We start from the raw sequence: 21,019 nt of genomic DNA, 5'->3' as shown, positions 1-21,019 counted from the left end.
CCCGCATGATGCGGGCGTTTTGATTCAGCGGTGCGCCTTCGATCAGGCGACCAGGTTCTTCTCGATCCGCGCCTTGACCGCCGACAGGGCCGGCGGCAGGCGATTCTGCAGGCGCGAAAACAGCTCGTTGTGCAGCTCGATCTCGAGTTGCCAGGCCGCATGGTCGATCGACGTGATGCGCTCGAACAGTTCGCGGCTGAAATCGACACCCGTCCAGCTCAGGTCGTCATAGCGCGGCGTGGTGCCGAACAGGTGCTCGATGCCGTTCGCCTGGCCCGCCACGCGGTCGAGCATCCACTTCAGCACCCGCATGTTCTCTCCGAAGCCCGGCCACACGAACTTGCCGTTCTCGTCGGTACGGAACCAGTTCACGCAGAAAATGTGCGGCAGCGTCTGTCCGCTGGCTTCGATGCTCTGACCGAGCTTGAGCCAGTGACTGAAGTAGTCGCTCATGTTGTAGCCGCAGAACGGCAACATGGCGAACGGGTCGCGCCGCACCACACCCTGCTGGCCAGCCGCCGCAGCGGTGGTTTCCGAGCCCATCGTGGCCGCCATGTAGACGCCCTCGACCCAGTTGCGTGCCTCGGTCACCAGCGGCACCGTGGTCGAACGGCGGCCACCGAAGATGAAGGCCGAGATCGGCACGCCGGCCGGGTTGTCCCAGGCCGGGTCGATGACCGGGTTCTGCGTCGCCGCGACGGTGAAGCGCGCGTTCGGATGCGCCGCCTTGGCACCGGTTTCCTTCGCGATGGCGGGTGTCCAGTCACGGCCCTGCCAGTCGATCAGGTGCGCCGGCGGCTCCTTGGTCATGCCTTCCCACCACACGTCGCCGTCATCGGTCAGCGCGACATTGGTGAAGATGGTGTCGGACGCGAGCGACGCCATGCAGTTGGCGTTGGTGTTCTGATTGGTGCCCGGCGCCACACCGAAGTAGCCGGCTTCCGGGTTGATCGCGTACAGACGACCGTCCTTGCCCGGCTTGATCCATGCGATGTCGTCGCCGATGGTGGTGACTTTCCAGCCCTCGAAGCCCTTGGGCGGAATCAGCATCGCGAAATTGGTCTTGCCGCAGGCAGACGGAAAAGCCGCCGCGACGTAATGCTTTTCACCCTGCGGGTTTTCCACGCCGAGGATGAGCATGTGTTCGGCCAGCCAGCCCTGGTCGCGGCCCATGGTCGAAGCAATGCGCAGTGCAAAGCACTTCTTGCCGAGCAATGCGTTGCCGCCGTAACCCGAGCCGAAACTCCAGATTTCCCGCGTTTCAGGGTAATGAACGATGTATTTGGTGGCGTTGCACGGCCACGGCACATCCTTCTCACCCGCCGCCAGCGGCTTGCCCACCGTGTGCACGCAGGGCACGAAGTCGCCGTCGCTGCCCAGCACGTCGTACACCGCGCGGCCCATGCGGGTCATGATGCGCATGTTGACCGCCACATACGGCGAATCGGACAGTTCGATGCCGATCTGCGAAATGTGCGAACCGAGCGGGCCCATCGAGAACGGCACGACGTACATCGTGCGCCCGCGCATGCAGCCGCGGAACAGGCCGGTCAGCGTTTCACGCATCTGCGCCGGCGCCATCCAGTTGTTGGTCGGGCCGGCATCTTCCTCACGCGCCGAGCAGATGTAGGTGCGGTCTTCGACGCGCGCGACGTCGGACGGGTCGGACAGTGCGAGATAGGAATTCGGGCGCTTGACCGGATCGAGGCGCTTCATCGTGCCCGATGCGACCATGTCGGCACACAGACGGTCGTATTCTTCTTCCGAACCGTCGCACCAGAAGATGGCGTCGGGTTGGGTGAGCGCCGCCACTTCGGCGACCCATGTGACCAGCTTGCGGCTCTTGACCCATGCCGGAACGGGTATTTCGCCGGAGCGGATCTGCTCGGGCGACAAGACGACTTTCATGCGACGCTCTCCATAAACCACACTGGGCGGGACGCGGCAGCTGCCACGTACCGTCCGGTTCAACCGTTTGAACGAAACCCGCATCAGGCCGGGTGGGCCCATGCATCGGACAGGTACTGACACAGGCGGGGTGGCCTGCGCCTTCCTTTCGGAGGTCGCACTTTATAGATAACCGCATCTTATGTCTGCTATAAGAATCACGAATGGCGCGATTCTTTGCGCGCCTGCGGGCGCGTGGCGGAGGGCGCCGCGGCGCGGGTCAGTACTCGACGGGCGGCGCGACGAGCGCTTTCAGTCCGGCCCGATCGATCAGCCAGTGGTAACGGGAGTCGGGCGCATCGGCCAGCAGATTGCTGCGGCGCATGATGCCGAGCGCGCGGCTCGCGGATTCCGGCGCCACGCCCAGAATGGCGCCGATGTCCTCCAGACTCAGACGGATCGCCCGGCCCGGCTCGATGTCATCGACGAGCCGGAGCAGCAGGCGCGCGACCCGGGTTTTCACGTCGGCATGACCTGCCGTCAGTTCGGCCAGCCATGCGTCGGCCTCGGCCAGCGCGGCATGCCAGTGTTCGAGCAGGGGTTTCTGCAGACGCGGCGTATCCCGGTTCAGCCGCTCGACCAGCACACGCGGGATGCGGCACAACGCGACCGGTGACAGCGCAATCGAGGTGTGATCGTAGGCCGGGCTGACCAGCGCCTCGAGGCCAAACACGTCGCCTCGGCCCAGGATGCGCAGGATGCGCTGGGTGCCGTCCGCGCCGTAGCGCACCAGCTTGACCGCACCGCTGCGCACCGTGAACAGCCAGTCGCCGTGCGCGCCAGCGTGATAGATGACCGCGCCGGACGGGTAATCGAAGTCGTCGATCTGGTCGTGCAGAAGCGCGAAATCGGACTCGACCAGATCGGCAAACAGTGCGCTGCGGCGCACGCCGCATTTCTGGCAATCGCTGTGGCCGTGCCAGGCAGACTTGATCGTGATCGCGCGCACCCTACCCCCGGTGAAAGTCCGCTAGGACCGCCGCCAGGTGGTGCCGGCGGCAGAGTCTTCCAGTATGACGCCTTGTTGCTTCAATTCGTCCCGTACGCGGTCGGCGGTCGCAAAATCGCGCGCCTTCTTGGCCGCAATACGCTGTTCGATGAGCGCACCGATCTGCGCATCGTCCAGCCCGCCTGCCTGCGCACGTCCTTGGAGGAAATCTTCCGCAGATCGTTCCAGCAGACCGAGGACGCCGGCCAGCGCACGCAGTTCGCCCGAAACGGCCGGGTCGCCGCTGCGATTGGCGTCGTTCGACAGTTCGAACAGCACCGCCATCGCCTCCGGCGTATTGAAGTCGTCATCCATCGCGGCCCGCAGCCGCTGTCCGGCCGGTGTGGTCCAGTCCGGCCGGACATCCGCCGGCGGCACGTTCTTCAGCGTCGTATACAGGCGGCTCAGTGCGCCGCGGGCATCGTCGAGGTGGGCGTCGGAGTAATTGAGCGGACTGCGGTAATGCGCGCGCAGGATGAAGAAGCGCACCACTTCCGGGTCGTACTGCTTCAACACTTCGCGGATGGTGAAGAAATTGCCCAGCGATTTCGACATCTTTTCGTCGTCGACGCGCACGAAACCGTTGTGCATCCAGTAATTGACGAAGGTATGGCCGTGTGCGCCCTCGCTCTGGGCAATCTCGTTCTCGTGGTGCGGAAACTGCAGGTCGGCGCCGCCGCCATGGATGTCGAAATGATCGCCCAGAAGTTGCGAGCTCATCGCGGAGCATTCGATGTGCCAGCCCGGCCGGCCGTCACCCCAGGGCGACGCCCATTTTGCGTCGGCCGGTTCCGCCGGCTTGGCGTGTTTCCACAGCACGAAGTCGAGCGGGTCCTGCTTGCCATCGCTGACGTCCACGCGCTCGCCTGCGCGCAATTCGTCCAGCGACTTGCCAGAGAGCTTTCCGTACCCATCGAACTTGCGCACGCTGTAATGCACGTCGCCGCTCGCCGCGCGATACGCCAGTCCCTTGTCCTGCAGCCGCTCGATCAACGACTGCATCTGCGGCACGAACTCGGTCGCACGCGGCTCGTGATCGGGACGCAGCACGCCGAGCGCATCGGCGTCCTCGTGCATCGCCGCGATGAAGCGGTCGGTCAGCGCGCGCATCGATTCGCCGTTTTCGCCCGCCCGCTTGATGATCTTGTCGTCGATGTCGGTGATGTTGCGGACATAGGTCACTGCATAGTCCGAGGCGCGCAGCCAGCGGGCCACCATGTCGAACACCACCATCACCCGGGCATGACCCAGATGACAGTAGTCATAAACCGTCATGCCGCACACGTACATGCGCACGCGACCCGGGTCGATCGGAAGGAATGCCTGCTTTTCGCGGCCTATGGTGTTATAGATCTTGAGCATTGGTGTGGGCCAAACGGAGGGTGCTTGCGGTACGCGCCGGCCCGGCAGGCAGGTCGGTTCGGAATTCAGGCGCAACAACAGGACGTCGGCACGCCTTCTTGATAAGATTCGGGTCTGTCAAACGACGGTTTCACGCCAAAAAGTCTAACACATGGCCTCTTCGACACGTTTTCGTCTGCCGCTCGTCCCGCGTCTTGCCGCCCTCCTGATCATGCTCGGCGTATCGCTTCAGCCGGCCTTCGCCACCAGCGTTCAGGAAGCCGAAAAGCTGCTGCGACAGAAGCAACCACAGCAGGCGCTTGAACAGATCGACCTGTTTCTCGCAAAAGTGCCGCGCGATCCGCAGGGCCGTTTCTTCAAGGGGCTGATCCTGACCGAACTGGGGCGCATTCCGGAAGCGACTTCGGTATTCCAGAAGCTGACCGAGGACTACCCGGAATTGCCCGAGCCCTACAACAACCTGGCCGTGCTCTACGCCCAGCAGAAGCAGTTCGACAAGGCCAAGACGGCACTCGAAATGGCCATCCGCACCCACCCGAGCTACGCCGTGGCGCACGAGAATCTGGGCGACATCTACGCGCGCATGGCCACCCAGGCCTACGACCGGGCGCTTCAGCTCGATTCTTCGAACGTCGGTGCGCAGAGCAAGCTGAACCTGATCCGCGAAATGGTCGGCAATGCGCCGCGCGGCGGTGGCAAGCCGACCTCCACCAGTACGCTGGCAGCCACCCCGCCCGCGACCGTCACAGCGGTCACGCCGCCGGTTGCGTCGGTTTCGCCGAAGGCGCCCGAAGCTGCAAAACCGGCCGCACCGGCGGCCCTGCCGGCCCCGGTTGCTGCGGCGCCGGTTGCTGCGACCCCGGTCGAGCCGGAAGCCGGAAGCGCAAGCCTGCCAGTGGCAGACATCACACGCATGGTCGAGGACTGGGCCGCAGCCTGGGCACGCAAGGACGTGAGCACCTACCTCGCACAGTACGACAGCACTTTCGAGATCCCGGGCAAGAAATCGCGCAAGGCGTGGGAAGCCGAACGCCGGGCGCGCATCGACAAACCGGGTGCCATCGAGGTACGGGTCGAGAACCTGCAGGTCGCCCGTGACGGCGCCGATCGCGTCAAGGCAACCTTCCGCCAGCACTACAAGGCCGTGGGCCTGAAGAGCGCCACCACCAAGACGCTCGTGCTGGTCAGCCGCGACGGCCGCTGGCTGATCCAGCGGGAGCGCGTCGGCGGATGACGGCGATGCGGTACTTTTCCGGACGCGCCGTCGCGCGCGTCCTGCGCAACGCGCTCTGCCTGTCGTCGCTGATCGTCCCGCTTGCCATCGGCTCGGGTCAGTCAGGTGACGCTGTGCGCTATTCCGACAGCGGCCCGGAACCCATGCTCGAACAGGTGTTCCGCCAGATCGAGCGCAACAAGCTGGGGCTGGCGCTCGAACAGGTCGATGCGCTGCTGCATATCTGGCCCAACTTCCGGCTCGGCCACCTGATTCGGGGCGACCTGCTGCTGGCCCGGTCGAGCGCGCTGACCACGATAGGCAATGCGCCAAACGCCCCGGAAGACCGGCTGGCCGACCTGCGCGATGAAGCCGTGGCGCGCATCCGCGCCTATCGCGACAAGCCGCCGGTCGATCGCGTGCCGCGCTACCTGCTGCAGCTGCAGGCGTCGCAACGCCATGCGGTGGTGGTCGACACACGCCGCTCGAGGCTCTATCTGTACGAGAACGTCGATGGTCAGCCGCGCTTCGTTGCCGACTACTACGTGTCGCATGGCCGTCTGGGTATCGAAAAGATGCGCGAAGGCGACAAGAAGACGCCGCTGGGTGTCTATCAGGTCACCGGTTTCCTGCCGCCTGAACGGCTGACCGATTTCTATGGTGCCGGTGCGCTGCCGATCAATTACCCGAACGCGTGGGACCGCAAGCAAGGTCGCAAGGGCCACGGCATCTGGCTCCATGGCACCCCATCGGACACCTTCTCGCGCCCGCCGCGCGCGTCCGACGGCTGCGTCGTACTGGCCAATTCCGATTTCCTCGCGTTGAACAACCACCTGCAGGGCGCGTCGGTGCCGGTCATCATCAGCGACTCGGTGGAATGGCTCACGCTCGACGACTGGCATTCCGAGCGCAGCGAATTCAACAGGGCGCACGAACAGTGGCGTACCGATTGGGAAAGCCGTGACGTCGAGCGCTTCCTGTCGCACTATTCGGCGCGGTTCAGCGCGGGCACGAAGGACCTGGCCGCATTTGCAGCACAGAAGCGCGCCGTCAATGCCGGCAAGAAATGGATCAAGGTCGGCGTCGACAAATTGAGCACCTTCCGCAACCCCGGCCGCGAAGACCTCGTCGTCGTCACCTTCGAACAGGACTACCGCAGTGACACGCTGTCGAACCGCATGATCAAGCAGCAGTACTGGCAGCGGGAAAACGGCCGCTGGCGCATCGTGTTCGAAGGCGAAGGCTGAACCTGGCCGCCCGACATCGGTCTGTTTGGCTGCCCTGTCCGTTTGCATGCCCGCATGAATTCCCGCTCACCCAACCCGGAGTCATCCTCATGAAGAAGTTTCTGCTCGCGCTGCTCGCCAGCCTGATCCCGCTGGCCGCCGTCGCCGCCAATCCGCAGGTCGAACTCAAGACCAGTCAGGGTCCGATCCTGATCGAACTCCTCCCGGAGGCCGCACCCGCCACGGTTGCAAATTTCCTGCAGTACGCCAAATCCGGCTTCTACGACGGCCTGATCTTTCACCGCGTGATCAACGGTTTCATGATCCAGGGCGGCGGTTTTGACGCCCAGATGAATCAGAAGACGGTCGGCGCGCCGATCCGCAATGAAGCGGAGAAAGCCATGAGCAAGGGCGTGCGCAATGCGCCGGGCTATCTGTCAATGGCGCGCACCAATGATCCGCACTCGGCCACTGCCCAGTTCTTCATCAACCTGGTCGACAACCGTACGCTCGACTATCCGTCACGCGACGGCTTCGGCTACGCCGCCTTCGCCAAGGTGATCAAGGGCATGGAAGTGGTCAATGGCATCGCGAACGTCCGTACCGGCGACAACGGCCCGCACCAGAACGTACCGCTGACGCCGGTGGTCATCCAGTCCGTCCGGGTCATCGAAGCACAGCCCTGATTCCCGGCGCGCAGTCGGCACGACGCGCGTCCCCTCGCCCCAACCCACGGCCGCCCCGCGCGGCCCCGCTTACGGAGATTCACATGGTCAAGCTGCACACCAACCACGGCGTCATCACGCTCGAACTCGACGCTGAAAAGGCACCGCAGACGGTCGCCAACTTCCTCGCCTACGTCGAGGCCGGTCATTACAACAACACCATTTTCCACCGCGTGATCGGCAACTTCATGATCCAGGGCGGCGGTTTCGAACCCGGCATGAAGCAGAAGGACACCCAGGCGCCGATCAAGAACGAGTCGGCGAACGGGCTTTCGAACACGGTCGGCACCGTCGCCATGGCGCGCACGTCGGACCCGCATTCGGCCAGCGCGCAGTTCTTCATCAATGTCGGCAACAACCTCTTTCTCGACAAGGACCAGGCACAGGACGGCTGGGGCTACTGCGTGTTCGGCCGGATCAGCGACGGCATGGACGTGGTCGAAAAGATCAAGGCCGTGCGTACCGGTCGTTCGGGCTTCCACCAGGACGTGCCGGTCGAGGACGTGCTGATCGAACGCGCCGAAGTGGCCTGAGCGCGCTGGCGCGACGACGCATGGACCTGTTTGCTTCCGATCTCCACCTGTCGTCCGCCACGCCAGACCTCAACGCGGCCTTCCTGCACCTGCTCGAAGGCCGCGCGCGCGGCGCCCGGCGTCTGTTCCTGCTGGGTGACATTTTCGAGGTGTGGGTCGGCGACGAAGACGCCGATCTGCCTGAACACCGCCCGATCATCGCCGCATTGCGTGCGCTGAGCGACGCCGGCACCGAGATCCATGTCCTCCCCGGCAACCGCGACTTCCTGCTCAGCGCCGGATTCACCGCCGCCACCGGCGCCACGCTGCATGGCGACTGGCTGCTGTGCGACATCGCCGGTCGGCAGGCGCTGCTGATGCATGGCGACACGCTGTGCACCGACGACCTGCCGTATCAGCAGTTCCGCCGCATGGTGCGCCAGGCCGATTGGCAAGCCGCCTTTCTGGCCCGCCCGCTCGCCGAGCGCCACGCGATCGCCGCAGACCTGCGCCAGCGCAGCCAGCAGGCCGTCGCCGGCAAGACCGAACAATTGATGGATGCCAATGGCGACGCCATCGCCGCCGTGCTGCGCCACCATGAATGCACGCTGCTGATCCACGGCCACACGCACCGGCCGGCCCATCACGCGCTCGAGGTGGATGCCGTCGCCTGCGACCGCTGGGTGATCGCCGACTGGCGCGACCGCGCTTGCTGGCTGGAAGCCGACGACCACGATCTGCGCGCCTTCACGACGGCCGATGACGGCCGCATCGTACCCGACGCGCGCCACGCCTGAAGGAGGTCCCCCATGAGCCTGTCCGACAACAGGGATGAACTGACGCTGCGCCTCGACGCCGATGGCCGCATCGAATGCCGCCGTGGCACCGATGAGACAGCGCCCGCCATCAGGTTCGACCCGGCGTTCTTCGGCGAGCCCGAGTCTGCCGACGCCCAGCGCGCGCTCGGCCGTTTCGTGTTTTCGCTGCTGCAGGGCATGGCCCCGGCGGCGAATGCCGGCGCAACGCCCGCCGTCGACGCGCCGGCCGCGCTGTACGACGAGTTCGTCACCCTGCATAACCGCGCGATGAAGGAATACTCCGCCAGCCTGCTGGAAATGGCCGAGAAGTCCCTGCAGCAATCCGCCGCCGCCGGATTCGGCCAGGCCATCGAGGCAATGAAGGACTGGCCATCGGTCCGGACCGTCGCCGACATGCTGATCGCACGCGGACCGGAACAGCCGCGCTGAGCTGCGCCGATCTCCCGGACGGAAGGCGGGCCGACGGGCCACGCAGGCGCCACCGCAACACCTGCTTGCAACTGGGAACAGCCGCACGGCGGCGCATCGATTAGTGTTCAGTTGTCGCGACGGCCTTCGGGCAGTCCGGCCCTCTCCTTCCGCAAGCCCGCCCTGTGCGGGCTTTTTTTTGCCGGTCCGCAGCGCAAGCCGCAGCCATCCGGTTCCAACTGCGACCGCTGCACGACGCCCTGAAAAGAAAAAGCCAACTCACGGGAGTTGGCTTTTACGACCGGATTCATTGGTGCCGCTTGTCGGAATCGAACTGACGACCTACCGCTTACAAGGCGGTTGCTCTACCAACTGAGCTAAAGCGGCGCGCGGCGGATTATATCTGCTGTGCGCCGGGCATGGCGCGCGCATCGGTGACTCATCGCATCCGGCATGGATTAAACTCAAATCATCATGAACATGTCTCCGCATATCAGCGCGGTGCAACCGTTTGCCGCGGAAGGAGACCCCCGCCCGATGCCCGATACCGTCACGCCGGTGCCCGTTCCGGGCCCTTCCGCAAATCGCCTGACCGGGACCGATGCCGCGCATTCGACGGCTCGTCCGCTGAATGTGCTGCTGATCGAGGATTCCGAGGACGACGCGCTGCTGCTGCTGCACCGCTTCCGGGCAGCCGGCTACCAGGTGTGGTCGCAGCGGGTGGAAGACGAGCGGTCGCTGCGCGAGGCGCTGTCGTCGCGCACCTGGGATCTGGTGCTGTCCGACCACAACATGCCGCGCTTTTCGGCGATGGCGGCGCTGTCCATCCTGCAGAAACTGGAGCTCGACCTGCCCTTCATCATCGTTTCGGGTGTCATCGAGGAAGATATTGCAGTGTCGGCGATGCGCGCCGGCGCGCATGACTATCTCAGCAAGGGCAAGCTCGACCGGCTGATTCCGGCGGTCGAACGCGAAATGCGCGAGGCGCGCAACCGGGCCGAGCGGCACAGCGCGCTCGACGCCGTACGCGACAGTGAGGCCCGCTTTCGCGCGCTGGCGGCCAACATTCCCGGCATGGTGTTCCAGCTGCTGCGGCATGAAGACGGCGGCTGGCGCTTCCTGTTCGTCAGCGAAGGCTGCCTGGCGCTGCTCGGTTTCAAGGCCGGTGAGCTGGTGGCTGCACCGCGCCGCTTCCTGGACATGATCCTGCCGGACGACATGCCGGAACTCGACCGCGCGATGCATCTGTCGGCGCACACCCATGCCACGGTGAATTGGGACGGCCGCATCCGCCTGCCCGACGAGGACATCAAGTGGGTGAACCTGCGCTCGTCACCGCGCGTGCTCGCGTCCGGCGTGCTGATCTGGGAAGGCATCGTTTCCAACATCACGCAGAGCAAGCTGACCGAACGCGAACTGCGCCAGTCGCGCGGCCAGTTGGCCGAGCTGTCGTCGCACCTGCAGATCGCCAAGGAAGAGGAACGCGAACGCATTGCGCGGGACATCCACGATGAACTGGGCGGCCTGCTGGTGGCGCTGAAGTTCGAAGTGTCGCTGCTGGCGAACAAGACTGCAGCCGATCCGGACGCGATCAAGGCGCGCTCGGTCAGCATGGGCAAGCTGGTGGATGACGCGATCACCACGGTCGGGCGCATCGCACGCGAGCTGCGCCCTGGCATCCTGAAGGAATTCGGCCTGGCGCCGGCCGTCGAGAGCCATGCGGAAGATTTCTCCGCCCGTACCGGCCTGAAATGCGAGTTGCTGTGCATCGATCACGACATCGATCCGGACGAGGAAACCGCCATCGCGCTGTTCCGGGTGTTCCAGGAGGCGCTGACCAATGTGTCCAAGCACGCCGGCGCGCACACCGTGGAAGTACGCCTGACCCAGGAGGACGACGACATCGTGCTCGAGGTGGGCGACGATGGCCGCGGTCTGGCGCCGGAAGACCTGAACAAGCCGAAATCATTCGGCCTGCGCGGCATCCGCGAGCGCGTGGTGCACCTGAACGGACGTTTTGAAGCGAGCAGCCGGGAACATGGCGGTACCCGCCTGCTGCTGAGGGTGCCGGCCTGCCGCCGCACCGTACTGGAGTTCTCCCGATGAGCAGCATCCGTATACTTATTGCAGACGATCACGCCATCGTGCGCTCCGGGCTGCGCCAGATCCTGTCCGACAGTCCTGACCTGCTGGTCACCGGCGAGGCGGAGAACGGTGTCGAGGCGATGCACAAGTTGCGCGACGGCAGCTTCGACCTCGTGCTGATGGATGTTTCGATGCCTGACCGCAACGGTATCGACACGCTGAAGCTGGTGCGCAAGGAATTTCCGCGCCTGCCGGTGCTGGTGCTGTCGATGCACCCGGAGGACCAGTACGCGATCCGCGCGCTTAAAGCCGGCGCCTCCGGCTATCTGACCAAGCAGAGCGCGCCCGAACAGCTGGTCACCGCGATCCGCCAGGTCGCCAGCGGCAAGAAGTACGTCTCGCCCACGCTGGCGATGGAACTGGCCAATGCGATCACCGACGACGACGAGCGGCCGCCGCACGAAAAACTGTCCGACCGCGAGTACCAGACGCTGGTGATGATTGCCTCCGGCAAGACGCTGACGCAGATCGGCGAAGAGCTGAGCCTCAGCGTCAAGACGGTCAGCGTCTATCGCGCACGGCTGCTGGAAAAGATGCGCATGAAGAACAACGCCGAACTGACGCACTACGGCCTCAAGCACGGGCTCACCGACTGAGGTCTGCTGTCCGCCCGCACGTCGCTGCGGAGTGTGCAATAACTTGCGGTTCCGCCCTAAAGCCCGTCGTCCGCGTGCCGTTGTAAGCATTCGTTACGGACTGTCAATTGCCACTGAAATGTCTGACGCCATGCAGCCGCTCGAAATCGCCCGTGAAGCCTTGCGACGTCTCGCCATGCGTCAGCTCCAGCCCACGCCGGAGAATTACCGGTCGCTGTATCACGAAATTGCCGGCACCAAGGCCGATGACCTGTTCCCGGAACGGGCACTGAAGCTGGTCTGCAGCACCCTGCCCCGCCTCAATCAATCGCAGATCGAATTTGTCGAGCGGCTCGAAAGCGCTGTCGTCAGCCGCAGCTGGTCAGCGATCAGCGGATCCCTGGTCGGATTGCTGCGCGCACAGGCGGCACCTCAGCGCAAATGGACGGCGCTGCTCAAGGACCTGTTCAAGCAGTTCGAACGCCAGCACGACTCGATCACCTATGCACAGAAGCAGGCGGCCATCCAGCAGGTGCTGGATTCGTCCAGTGGCGAACTCGACGCCCTCTACGCGCGACTGAGCAAGCTGGCCGACACCTGGGAAGCCAGCGATGGCAGCGATGCGCCCGCTGCCCAGCTTCAGGGCCAGGGCACCCACAAGATCGTTCCCGCGCTGGACAACAGCGATGCCGCCCTGCGCGACCTGTTTGCCAGCACGCTCGAAGGCGTGGTGGGCAGCCTGCTGATTTCGGCGCCCGAACTGCGCGAAGAAGCCCTGGCGCTGGGCCAGGCGCTGCGAGATGTACGCGACATGAGCGGCGTCGATGATCTGGCCTCGAAGCTGCGCAATCTCGTGTATCGCCTGAACTGGGTGGTCGACGATCAGGCTGAAATCCGTGCAGGTCTGCTGTCACTGCTTGATCTGCTGCTGAAGAATATCGGCGAACTGGTGCTGGACGACCGCTGGATGCGCGGTCAGATCGATTCGTTGCGCGCGTTGTGCGATCACCCGCTCAGCGCGCGGGAACTGGACGAAGTGGAACGCCGGCTGCGCGAGGTGATCGAGCGTCAGGGCTCGCTGCGCGGCAACATCGACGATGCCAAGCACCAGATCAAGCTGATGCTCGCCGGCTTCGTCGAGCAGCTCGGCAGTTTCACCGATGCCACGTCGGGCTTCAGCGAAAAAATGGAAGGCTACGCGGAAACGATCGCTGCCGCCGACGACATCGGCTCGCTGCAGGGTGTCATTGCAGAGGTGATCGCCGCCACGCATTCGATGCGCGCCACGACCGAAAAGTCGCGTGCCGAGGTCGACAACATGCGCGACCGCGTGCGTGCGGCGGAAGCCGAAATCGAACGCCTGCAGGTCGAACTGGAACAGACCAGCGAGAAGATGCGGCACGACCCGCTGACCGGCGCACTCAACCGCAAGGGGCTGGAAGAGTCGTACGCCAAGGAAGTGTCGCGCGCCGCACGGCGCGGTTCGATGCTGTGCCTCGCGGTGCTGGACATCGACAACTTCAAGCGTCTGAACGACACGTATGGCCACAACACCGGCGACGAGGCTCTGCTGCATCTGGTCGGCACCGTACGCGACTGCCTGCGCCCGCACGACACCCTGTCGCGCTATGGCGGCGAGGAGTTCGTCATATTGTTGCCCGAGACCTCGGTCGAGGATTCGGTCATCGTGCTGCAACGCCTGCAGCGCGAACTCACCAAACGCTATTTCCTGGCCAACAACGACAAGCTGCTGATTACCTTCAGCGCCGGCGTCACCGTGGTCGGCCATGAAGAACCGCAAACATCGGCGATCGAACGCGCCGACGTGGCCATGTATCAGGCCAAGGCCACCGGCAAGAATCGCGTGGTCATCGCACCCGAGCAACCGATCGCCGCGTGACCCGGGGCCGGCAGTCGCCGCGCCCGTCGTCTGTTCCCCGTTGCCCACAACATTCAATCGTGATCTGCGCCGGGCTTCCGGTTCTGGCGGCCCTTCCTGATCCGGAGGCAAGCACGCCCGGCGTGAAGCCATGCGCGAAGCGCCATCGGTTCCGGGCACACCTTGTGGTGCGCAGTCTTCACTCACCCGGTCATCAGCTGACCGGACATCGCGGGCATCAGCGCTTTCCATGCGGACGTGAGAGGTGATCGACCTCAGGTTGTTGGGCATCACCGAGGTGCGTGGGCGGCCCCGTCAGCCGCCACGCAAAACCCGCTCCGCTGACATTCAGTAACAGTCCAGAACAGGTCCGGAGCGATGTCGGGAGCACAAAACGGGCCGACCTTGCAGGCAAAAGCGAATGCTGCGGCAACCTTACGTGAGCGTGAACGCCCGTACATGCCGCAAGGGCAAGCCATTTCACATCGACGGCTGCCTGAAAGCCAAGACGACAAAGGCTTTCATTGAGGTGCCCCGCTAAAGTTTGCAGCGACAACTCCGTTACTTGAATCATCGGCGACATCAACAGCGGGCCATGCAGCCCGGAGCGCCGTAACTACACACTACTTCGTGACAGGAGAAACAAAATGCCGCAAATCATCAACACCAACGTGCCGTCGCTCACCGCACAACGCAACCTGAACTCTTCGCAAAGCTCGCTCGCCACTTCGCTGCAGCGCCTGTCTTCCGGCCTGCGCATCAACAGCGCGAAGGACGACGCCGCCGGCCTCGCCATCTCGGAACGCATGACCTCCCAGGTGCGCGGTCTGAACCAGGCTGTCCGCAACGCCAACGATGCGATCTCGCTGACGCAGACGGCTGAAGGCGCAATGGGTTCGATCACCGAAGGTCTGCAGCGCATGCGTGAATTGTCGGTTCAGGCCGCCAATGACTCGAACAGCGCCAGCGACCGTCAGGCCCTGCAGCAGGAAGTGTCGCAGCTGCAACAGGAAATCAACCGCGTTGCCTCGACGACGCAGTTCAACGGCAAGAATCTGCTCGACGGTTCGTTCTCCGGTCAGTACTTCCAGGTCGGCGCAAATGCCAACCAGTCGATCGGCATCAGCCTGAACAACACCAAGGCCACCAATATCGGTGCCAACACCGTGAGCGCCAACGGCACGCTGAACAACGCGACTGCCCTGGCAGCCGGCGCCGGCGCCCGTGTTGCCAACACGGTTGTGGCAGCAGAAGACCTGACCGTGACCGGTTCGCTCGGCACGGCAGCCGTGACCGTCAATCTGGCTGACACCGCCAAGGCTGTTGCCTCGGCCGTCAATGCACAAAGCGCCACCACCGGCGTGAGCGCATCGGCTGCGACCGAAGCCACGCTGAGCGGCCTGACCGCCACCGGCACCTACACCTTCACGCTGTTCGGCGAGAACACGACCGGCGTCGCCGTGTCGGCCACCATCGGCAACACGGCTGATCTGAGCTCGCTGTCGAACGCCATCAACAATTACGCTGCCACGACCGGCATCACCGCCACGGTCAGCGGCGGTTCGGTCACGCTGAAGTCGGAAAGCGGCGCAGACATTTCGCTCACCGACTTCGCCGGCGCCGGCGATATCAGCCTGCAGGGTCGCAATGCCTTCACCAGCGCAACGGCCGGTGCAGCAGTCGTCCTGACGGGTGCCACTGCAGCGACGGACTCCTCGACGGTCGGCGGCACGCTGAAGTTCTCGTCGTCGGATGCCTTCTCGGTCACGAGCGCCTCGGCCGGTGGTCTTTTCACCGCCACCACCGCAAACGCCAGCGCGCTGTCGTCGGTTGCTTCGATCAGCGTCGGTACGCAAACCGGTGCCAACGCAGCGATCGACGTCATCGACGCCGCCCTGCAGTCGATCAACACGCAACGCGCTTCGCTGGGTGCCATCCAGAATCGCGTGCAGAACACGATCAGCAACCTGCAGACCACGTCGGAAAACGTCAGCGCAGCCCGCAGCCGCATCCAGGATGCAGACTTCGCGATGGAAACCGCCAACCTGACCCGCGCGCAGATCCTGCAGCAGGCCGGTACCGCGATGCTGGCGCAAGCCAACTCGCTGCCGCAGAACGTGCTCAGCCTGCTCCGCGGCTAAGCACCGGCAACTGAAAGAAACGGGGCACGGTTCGCCGTGCCCCGCTAACTGCAAGGGGAAATCGTCATGGCGATCCAGCCAGTCCCGAGTACCTCGCCACCGCTCACTCCGGCCCTCACGCAGAGCACCGGAGTGAATGTCGTGGTGCCCGCCAGTGTTCGTGAACAACCCGCGCAGAACACCCCGCTCACAACCGAACAGATCGAACAGACGGTGGATGAAATCCGTCGCCAGATTCAGCCGGTGGACCAGAATTTGCTCTTCACGATTGACAAGGAAACAGGGAAGACAATCGTGAGACTCATCGATTCAAGCACCAAGGAAATCCTGCGTCAGATCCCCTCAGAGGAACTGATCGCGATTGCGCGCGCGCTCGGCAAGGGCCAGAGCGGTCTGATCGAGCGCAAGGCCTGAGGGGCCCGTCACCATGGCAATCTCTTCCGCAGGAATCGGCTCCGGCCTTGACGTTTCAGGCCTCGTATCGCAGTTGATGTCGCTGGAGCAACGTCCGCTGACGCTGCTCGCACAGAAGGAAGCCGGCGTACAGGCGAAGATCTCGGCCTATGGTTCCATCAAGGGTGCGCTGTCATCCATCCAGTCGGCTGCCACCGCATTGTCGAATGCGGCAACTTTTACCGCCCGCAAGGCAGCCATCGGCAATGCCGACGTGGCAACAGTTGCCGGCACGCAAACGGCAGTTGCCGGCAACTACACGCTTGAGGTGAACACGCTCGCCGAATCGCAGGTGGTGGCGTCCGGCCAGTTCGCCGGCACCGCGGCCAGCGTCGGCAGCGGCACGCTGACCATACAACTGGGCAAGTACAACGCCGGCGCATTCACCGCCAACCCGGACAAGACCGCCGTCAACATCACCATCGGCACCGATGCGATGACGCTGGCCGACGTGCGCGACGCCATCAACGACGCCGATGCGGGCGTCACCGCCTCGCTCGTGAATGACGGCACCGGCCATCGCCTGGTGCTGCGCTCGGTCGATGGCGGAACCGAAAACACGGTGAAGATCACCGCCACCGACGACGACGGCAACAACACCGACGACGCAGGACTGTCGCGCATGATCTACGACGCATCGACCGGCGGCACTTCGCGCCTGTCGCAGATGATTCCGGCGTCCGACGCCACGCTGACGGTCAATGGCATCGCCATCACATCGAGCACGAACACGCTGACCGACGCGATCGAGGGCGTGACGCTGAGTCTGAAGAAGACCAACGTCGGCGCCCCGACCGTGGTCTCCGTCACCAATGACACGAGCGTCGCCCGCAGCGGCGTCGAGCGTCTCGTCAAGGCCTACAACGATGCACTCGGCGTCATCAAGACGCAGACCAGCTACAACACCGAAACCGACAAGGCCGCCACACTGAATGGCGAAAGCACGATGCTTGCGCTGCGCAACCGCCTGAGTGCCCTCGTCGGTACCTCGATCGCCCCCGGCCTGAATCTGTCGGCCATCGGCGTATCGGTGGAGAAGGACGGCAAGCTGGCGATCGATTCGACCAAGCTCACGGCCGCGCTCGACAACGGAAACGTGGAAAAACTGTTCCGCGGCTTCGACGACGTGAAGGGCATGGGCAGCCGGCTGACCAGCCTGATGGACGACATGATCGACGCCGGCGGTCTGATTTCCAGCCGCACCGAAGGGCTGACCGCGGCTGCAAAGGCGTTCCAGAAGCGCAGTGAAGCGATGTCTGACCGCCTGCTGACGATCGAGGCGCGCTACCGCAAGCAGTTCAGTGCGCTCGATTCGCTGATCAGCAACATGACCGCCACGAGCAACTATCTGACGCAACAACTGGCCAATCTGCCGACGATGTCGTCGAGCTGATGCAGTCACCACGACCGGGAAAAAGGGACTTTCATGTTTGCATCGCTTTCGAATCCGCACATGGCTTACGCACAGGTCGGCATGGAAACCCGGGTGGCCGGTGCGGATCCGCATCTGCTCATCCTGATGCTGTTCGACGGTGCGCTGATGTCGGTATCCACCGCCAGCCACCAGATGGAAATGGGTGAAACCGCCGGCAAGGGCCTGTCGATTTCGCGTGCCATCGACATCATCGGCAACGGCCTGAAGGTGAGCCTGGATCTGGACGCCGGCGGCGAACTGGCGCAACGACTGTACGCGCTGTACGACTACATGTGCGCGCGTCTGCTGCATGCCAATGCCCATAACGACCGCGCCGCGCTGGAAGAAGTCAGTCACCTGCTGGGCGAATTGAAGGATGCCTGGGAAGAAATCAGGCAGAAGCTGTCTCAAGGCGCGCCCATGTAGGCAAAAGCGGAAATTGCACGGTAAAAACCGCTTACCTGTGCGCCTCCGAACCCCTGCCCGCCTGTACGCTCATCGACTAACCGGTACCTCCTGCAAGACGGCCCGACGACATGAACTCACTGCCCCTGCTCGAAGACATGCACCAGATCTCCAGTCACATGGTGGATGCCGCGCGCGCCAACGACTGGGACCGTCTGGTCACCCTCGAACTCGACGTGTCCGCACTGCGCCAGCGCATCGCCGACAATGACGAGGAAGTGACTTCGCCTTCCGAGCGCGCCCGCAAGGTCGCGCTGATGAAACAGATACTCGCCCACGATGCCGAAGTGCGCCGCCACGTCGAACCGTGGATGGCACAGGTCAAGGTGTTCCTCGGCAAGCTGCCGGCGGGCCGGGCCGAAAACGGCTGAACGCATGAACAACCTGCTGCCGGGCATCTCGCAACGTCTTGCGGAACTGGCCCGCGGCTCGGTGCAGGTCGCCGGTCCGGTCAGCCCGATCGGCGAACAGCTGCCTGAATTCCAACCGGGTGAGCGATACACCGCACAAATCATCCAGAACCTGCAGGACGGGCGCGCACGTGCCCAGGTGGCCGGTCAGATGGTCACGCTGCAGTTGCCGCAGGGCGCACGCGAAGGCAGCACGGTCACCCTCACCCACGTCGCGCGCAGTGCGCAGACACTCATTGCCACGCTGGTCCCGGAGCCCGCGGCGGGCGAATCAGGCGACGTCAGCATCAGTGAGCCGGCGCGCGCCATAACGGCCCTGCTCGACCGCCCCGCACCGCCACCGGCACGCCTGTCGGCCGGGCAGGCGCTGATCGATCCGGCCATGCTGCGCGCCAGTGCCAATGTGACCGACGCCGCTGCAACACCCCTGATCGCCGGCCGGCTGGCGAGCGCGATCGGCCAGAGCGGTCTGTTCTACGAATCGCATCAGGCCCAGTGGGTCAGCGGCGAACGCACGATCGAATCCACCGAACGCGAGCCACAGCGCGCCTTCGATCCGCAAACCCGCGCCACACCCGCCGCCGCGCAGCGCACCGATAGCGCAACGCTCGCCCGGCCGGGCGCGGAGTTCGCACAGATGAATGACGCACCGGCTCCGGAACGGGCCGAGGTCGCCCGCGCCGATTCCGCAACGCCTTCCGAACTGCGGCCGCTGGTGCACAACCAGCTGCTCGGTCTTTCGCAACACTCGCTCGCCTGGGAGGGCCTGGCCTGGCCGGGGCAGATGATGAAGATCGAGATCGACGACCCGCGCGCGGACGGACACGCCGCCGAAGCCCCTGCCGAGGCGGACGCCGATGTGCCCTGGACATCGCGCCTGCGTCTGGTGCTGCCCGGCCTGGGCGAAATCGAAACATCACTGACGCTGTGGCGCGACCACGGCATCGCCCTCAATTTTTCCAGTGATCCGGACGCGCGGCTGCGCATGGGCGGCGCCCTGCTGGAACTGCAGCAACGTCTGAGCGACGCCGGTCTGCGCCTGGGTCAGGTGACCTTTGGCGATGCACCACCGGTGGCCGACAATCCCTCCGCCGACACGCTTGATGAAGGCATGGGCGATGCTTCCGGCACGCAGGTGATCGCATGACGCAGTCGGCCCGCGCCCAGGCGGTTGCCATGGCTTACGGTGCCGGCGATGCCGCGCCGCGCGTCGTGGCGAAGGGCCGCGGACTCGTGGCCGACGAAATCATCCGGCGCGCACGGGAAGCCGGCGTTTTCGTGCATGAATCGCGCGAAATGGTCGCGCTGCTGATGGGGCTCGATCTCGACCAACGCATCCCGCCTGAGTTGTACGTCGCCGTAGCCGAACTGCTGGCGTGGATCTATCGTGTCGAAAAGGGGCTGAACGCCGCTCCGCCATCGACCATCAGGGTGCCCGCCTGACCCTACACTCCAACGCACCGTCGCCGCCTGCGCAAGCAGGCGCGGCCCACCGACAGGACGCATTCCATGACCGAGGACATCCGGTTCGATCTGCTTGAAGCCGACGACTTCGCCCGCTACGTGCTCGACGGCACGACCGACATCGTGTTCTACCTGCGCGCCATCAAGGACCAGAAAGCCAATATTTCGGTCTACGCCGGTCGCTCGAGCGAGCCCTTCCTGAGCGCCGTGCTCGACATCGACGAGGCGCGCGGCACGGTGGTACTCGATGTGCCGCGTGACGAGAAGCAGCTCGAAAAGGCGCTCAAGTCATCACCGCTGGTCTGCCTCACTTCGCTGGAAAAAGTGAAGGTGCAGTTCATGGTGCCGCGCTGCCGCAGCGTCGAATACGAAGGCGGTCAGGCAATGGAGATTCCGCTGCCGACGCGCATGCTGCGCCTGCAGCGACGCGACTATTACCGGCTGATCGTGCCGCCGAATCCCCGCCTGCGCTGCCTGATTCCGACCGGCGATGGCAACGGACGCATGACGGAGGCAAACATCGTGGACATTTCGGGCGGCGGTCTGGCCGTGGTGGCGCCACCGAGCAGCCTGAACCTTTCGGTCGACAGCCTGATCGACCAATGCCAGATCATGCTGCCGGAACTCGGCACGATCACGGCCACGCTGCAGGTGCGCAACATGTTCCGCGTCACCGAGCGCGGCGGCAGCGAGCTGCGCGCCGGTTGCCAGTTCATCGGCCTGCCGGCCACCGCCGATGCATTGATCCAGCGTTACATCCTGCGCATCGAGCAGGAACGTACGAGTGCGCGCAGCGTCGAGTAGCCACGACTCGACACTGCATTCGCGCCTTGCTGCAGATCGTTCGGTTGCTGACGGCAACCAATAAGCGCGC

20 protein-coding genes and 1 tRNA gene are annotated in these 21,019 nt (G+C 64.4%); 17 read left to right on the top strand and 4 right to left on the bottom strand.

The features are described from left to right. Nucleotides 1-42: 42 nt before the first annotated feature. From ACTIFF_RS08815 to cysS, 3 genes are all read right to left on the bottom strand, one after another. Entirely contained in the window at nt 43-1,908 is a 1,866-nt protein-coding gene (locus ACTIFF_RS08815; RefSeq protein WP_439536485.1) for a phosphoenolpyruvate carboxykinase (GTP), read from the bottom strand. A gap of 259 nt (nt 1,909-2,167) precedes the next feature. Continuing rightward, a complete protein-coding gene (locus tag ACTIFF_RS08810; protein ID WP_439536484.1) occupies nt 2,168-2,896 on the bottom strand; it encodes a Crp/Fnr family transcriptional regulator in 729 nt (242 codons plus the stop codon). A 21-nt stretch (nt 2,897-2,917) separates the two neighbouring features. Further along, on the bottom strand, nt 2,918-4,297 hold the full coding sequence (gene cysS, locus ACTIFF_RS08805; protein WP_439536483.1) for a cysteine--tRNA ligase: 1,380 nt from the start codon (nt 4,295-4,297) through the stop codon (nt 2,918-2,920). 151 nt (nt 4,298-4,448) lie between these two features. On the opposite strand from cysS, the gene ACTIFF_RS08800 reads away from it, so the two are divergent. From ACTIFF_RS08800 to ACTIFF_RS08775, 6 genes are all read left to right on the top strand, one after another. Then, nucleotides 4,449-5,531 (top strand): L,D-transpeptidase Cds6 family protein, encoded by a 1,083-nt coding sequence (locus ACTIFF_RS08800; protein WP_439536482.1) that lies wholly within the window; start codon nt 4,449-4,451, stop codon nt 5,529-5,531. A gap of 5 nt (nt 5,532-5,536) precedes the next feature. Then, a complete protein-coding gene (locus tag ACTIFF_RS08795) occupies nt 5,537-6,757 on the top strand; it encodes a L,D-transpeptidase family protein (protein ID WP_439536481.1) in 1,221 nt (406 codons plus the stop codon). Nucleotides 6,758-6,846: 89 nt separating this feature from the next. Beyond that, entirely contained in the window at nt 6,847-7,422 is a 576-nt protein-coding gene (locus ACTIFF_RS08790; protein WP_439536480.1) for a peptidylprolyl isomerase, read from the top strand. A gap of 83 nt (nt 7,423-7,505) precedes the next feature. Further along, complete coding sequence (locus ACTIFF_RS08785) at nt 7,506-7,994, top strand: peptidylprolyl isomerase (protein WP_439536479.1); 489 nt, start codon at nt 7,506-7,508, stop codon at nt 7,992-7,994. Between the two features lie 20 nt (nt 7,995-8,014). After that, nucleotides 8,015-8,770 carry a UDP-2,3-diacylglucosamine diphosphatase gene (locus ACTIFF_RS08780; protein ID WP_439536478.1) on the top strand — a complete coding sequence of 252 codons (756 nt, stop codon included), beginning with the start codon at nt 8,015-8,017 and terminating at the stop codon, nt 8,768-8,770. 12 nt (nt 8,771-8,782) lie between these two features. Further along, entirely contained in the window at nt 8,783-9,220 is a 438-nt protein-coding gene (locus ACTIFF_RS08775; protein WP_439536477.1) for a hypothetical protein, read from the top strand. 290 nt (nt 9,221-9,510) lie between these two features. On the opposite strand, the gene ACTIFF_RS08770 is transcribed toward ACTIFF_RS08775, so the two are convergent. After that, nucleotides 9,511-9,586 (bottom strand) — tRNA-Thr (locus ACTIFF_RS08770). A 150-nt stretch (nt 9,587-9,736) separates the two neighbouring features. Between ACTIFF_RS08770 and ACTIFF_RS08765 the strand changes: the two genes are divergently transcribed. The 11 genes from ACTIFF_RS08765 (at nt 9,737) to ACTIFF_RS08715 (ending at nt 20,949) form a co-directional block, all read left to right on the top strand. Next, nucleotides 9,737-11,305 (top strand): ATP-binding protein, encoded by a 1,569-nt coding sequence (locus tag ACTIFF_RS08765; protein WP_439536476.1) that lies wholly within the window; start codon nt 9,737-9,739, stop codon nt 11,303-11,305. Further along, on the top strand, nt 11,302-11,940 hold the full coding sequence (locus ACTIFF_RS08760; RefSeq protein WP_306476506.1) for a response regulator: 639 nt from the start codon (nt 11,302-11,304) through the stop codon (nt 11,938-11,940). Before ACTIFF_RS08765 ends, ACTIFF_RS08760 begins: the two co-directional genes overlap by 4 nt. A 118-nt stretch (nt 11,941-12,058) precedes the next feature. After that, nucleotides 12,059-13,819, top strand: coding sequence for a diguanylate cyclase (locus tag ACTIFF_RS08755; protein WP_439536475.1), 1,761 nt, complete (start codon nt 12,059-12,061; stop codon nt 13,817-13,819). Nucleotides 13,820-14,445: 626 nt separating this feature from the next. Further along, nucleotides 14,446-15,939, top strand: coding sequence for a flagellin N-terminal helical domain-containing protein (locus ACTIFF_RS08750; protein WP_439536474.1), 1,494 nt, complete (start codon nt 14,446-14,448; stop codon nt 15,937-15,939). A 66-nt stretch (nt 15,940-16,005) separates the two neighbouring features. Continuing rightward, complete coding sequence (locus ACTIFF_RS08745) at nt 16,006-16,353, top strand: flagellar protein FlaG (protein WP_083224071.1); 348 nt, start codon at nt 16,006-16,008, stop codon at nt 16,351-16,353. A 13-nt stretch (nt 16,354-16,366) separates the two neighbouring features. Next, on the top strand, nt 16,367-17,785 hold the full coding sequence (gene fliD / locus ACTIFF_RS08740; RefSeq protein ID WP_439536473.1) for a flagellar filament capping protein FliD: 1,419 nt from the start codon (nt 16,367-16,369) through the stop codon (nt 17,783-17,785). A gap of 60 nt (nt 17,786-17,845) precedes the next feature. Then, entirely contained in the window at nt 17,846-18,232 is a 387-nt protein-coding gene (gene fliS / locus ACTIFF_RS08735; protein ID WP_083224169.1) for a flagellar export chaperone FliS, read from the top strand. A gap of 110 nt (nt 18,233-18,342) precedes the next feature. Beyond that, nucleotides 18,343-18,642, top strand: a complete 300-nt coding sequence (locus tag ACTIFF_RS08730) for a flagellar protein FliT (protein ID WP_305611853.1) — start codon at nt 18,343-18,345, stop codon at nt 18,640-18,642. A gap of 4 nt (nt 18,643-18,646) precedes the next feature. Further along, the gene (gene fliK / locus ACTIFF_RS08725) at nt 18,647-19,828 is read left to right on the top strand and encodes a flagellar hook-length control protein FliK (RefSeq protein WP_439536472.1); all 1,182 of its coding nucleotides are present in this window, start codon (nt 18,647-18,649) and stop codon (nt 19,826-19,828) included. Continuing rightward, nucleotides 19,825-20,124: an EscU/YscU/HrcU family type III secretion system export apparatus switch protein gene (locus ACTIFF_RS08720; protein WP_069039949.1), complete on the top strand. Its 300-nt coding sequence runs from the start codon at nt 19,825-19,827 to the stop codon at nt 20,122-20,124. Before fliK ends, ACTIFF_RS08720 begins: the two co-directional genes overlap by 4 nt. Before the next feature lie 66 nt (nt 20,125-20,190). Continuing rightward, nucleotides 20,191-20,949 carry a flagellar brake protein gene (locus tag ACTIFF_RS08715; protein ID WP_439536471.1) on the top strand — a complete coding sequence of 253 codons (759 nt, stop codon included), beginning with the start codon at nt 20,191-20,193 and terminating at the stop codon, nt 20,947-20,949. Nucleotides 20,950-21,019 lie beyond the last annotated feature (70 nt).

This window comes from Methyloversatilis sp. (genome assembly GCF_051861465.1).
Taxonomy (GTDB): domain Bacteria; phylum Pseudomonadota; class Gammaproteobacteria; order Burkholderiales; family Rhodocyclaceae; genus Methyloversatilis.
The sequence above is the reverse complement of the archived record's forward strand: the minus strand, read 5'-3'. Positions and strand labels throughout refer to the sequence as shown.

Coding starts and splice junctions, on each gene's coding strand:
- ACTIFF_RS08815 (WP_439536485.1), bottom strand. CDS start 1,908: ATGAAAGTCGTCTTGTCGCCCGAGCAGATCCGCTCCGGCGAAATACCC.
- ACTIFF_RS08765 (WP_439536476.1), top strand. CDS start 9,737: ATGCCCGATACCGTCACGCCGGTGCCCGTTCCGGGCCCTTCCGCAAAT.
- ACTIFF_RS08790 (WP_439536480.1), top strand. CDS start 6,847: ATGAAGAAGTTTCTGCTCGCGCTGCTCGCCAGCCTGATCCCGCTGGCC.
- fliD (WP_439536473.1), top strand. CDS start 16,367: ATGGCAATCTCTTCCGCAGGAATCGGCTCCGGCCTTGACGTTTCAGGC.
- ACTIFF_RS08755 (WP_439536475.1), top strand. CDS start 12,059: ATGTCTGACGCCATGCAGCCGCTCGAAATCGCCCGTGAAGCCTTGCGA.
- ACTIFF_RS08720 (WP_069039949.1), top strand. CDS start 19,825: ATGACGCAGTCGGCCCGCGCCCAGGCGGTTGCCATGGCTTACGGTGCC.
- ACTIFF_RS08775 (WP_439536477.1), top strand. CDS start 8,783: ATGAGCCTGTCCGACAACAGGGATGAACTGACGCTGCGCCTCGACGCC.
- ACTIFF_RS08715 (WP_439536471.1), top strand. CDS start 20,191: ATGACCGAGGACATCCGGTTCGATCTGCTTGAAGCCGACGACTTCGCC.
- cysS (WP_439536483.1), bottom strand. CDS start 4,297: ATGCTCAAGATCTATAACACCATAGGCCGCGAAAAGCAGGCATTCCTT.
- ACTIFF_RS08750 (WP_439536474.1), top strand. CDS start 14,446: ATGCCGCAAATCATCAACACCAACGTGCCGTCGCTCACCGCACAACGC.
- fliK (WP_439536472.1), top strand. CDS start 18,647: ATGAACAACCTGCTGCCGGGCATCTCGCAACGTCTTGCGGAACTGGCC.
- ACTIFF_RS08730 (WP_305611853.1), top strand. CDS start 18,343: ATGAACTCACTGCCCCTGCTCGAAGACATGCACCAGATCTCCAGTCAC.
- ACTIFF_RS08795 (WP_439536481.1), top strand. CDS start 5,537: ATGCGGTACTTTTCCGGACGCGCCGTCGCGCGCGTCCTGCGCAACGCG.
- ACTIFF_RS08780 (WP_439536478.1), top strand. CDS start 8,015: ATGGACCTGTTTGCTTCCGATCTCCACCTGTCGTCCGCCACGCCAGAC.
- ACTIFF_RS08745 (WP_083224071.1), top strand. CDS start 16,006: ATGGCGATCCAGCCAGTCCCGAGTACCTCGCCACCGCTCACTCCGGCC.
- ACTIFF_RS08785 (WP_439536479.1), top strand. CDS start 7,506: ATGGTCAAGCTGCACACCAACCACGGCGTCATCACGCTCGAACTCGAC.
- ACTIFF_RS08800 (WP_439536482.1), top strand. CDS start 4,449: ATGGCCTCTTCGACACGTTTTCGTCTGCCGCTCGTCCCGCGTCTTGCC.
- ACTIFF_RS08760 (WP_306476506.1), top strand. CDS start 11,302: ATGAGCAGCATCCGTATACTTATTGCAGACGATCACGCCATCGTGCGC.
- fliS (WP_083224169.1), top strand. CDS start 17,846: ATGGCTTACGCACAGGTCGGCATGGAAACCCGGGTGGCCGGTGCGGAT.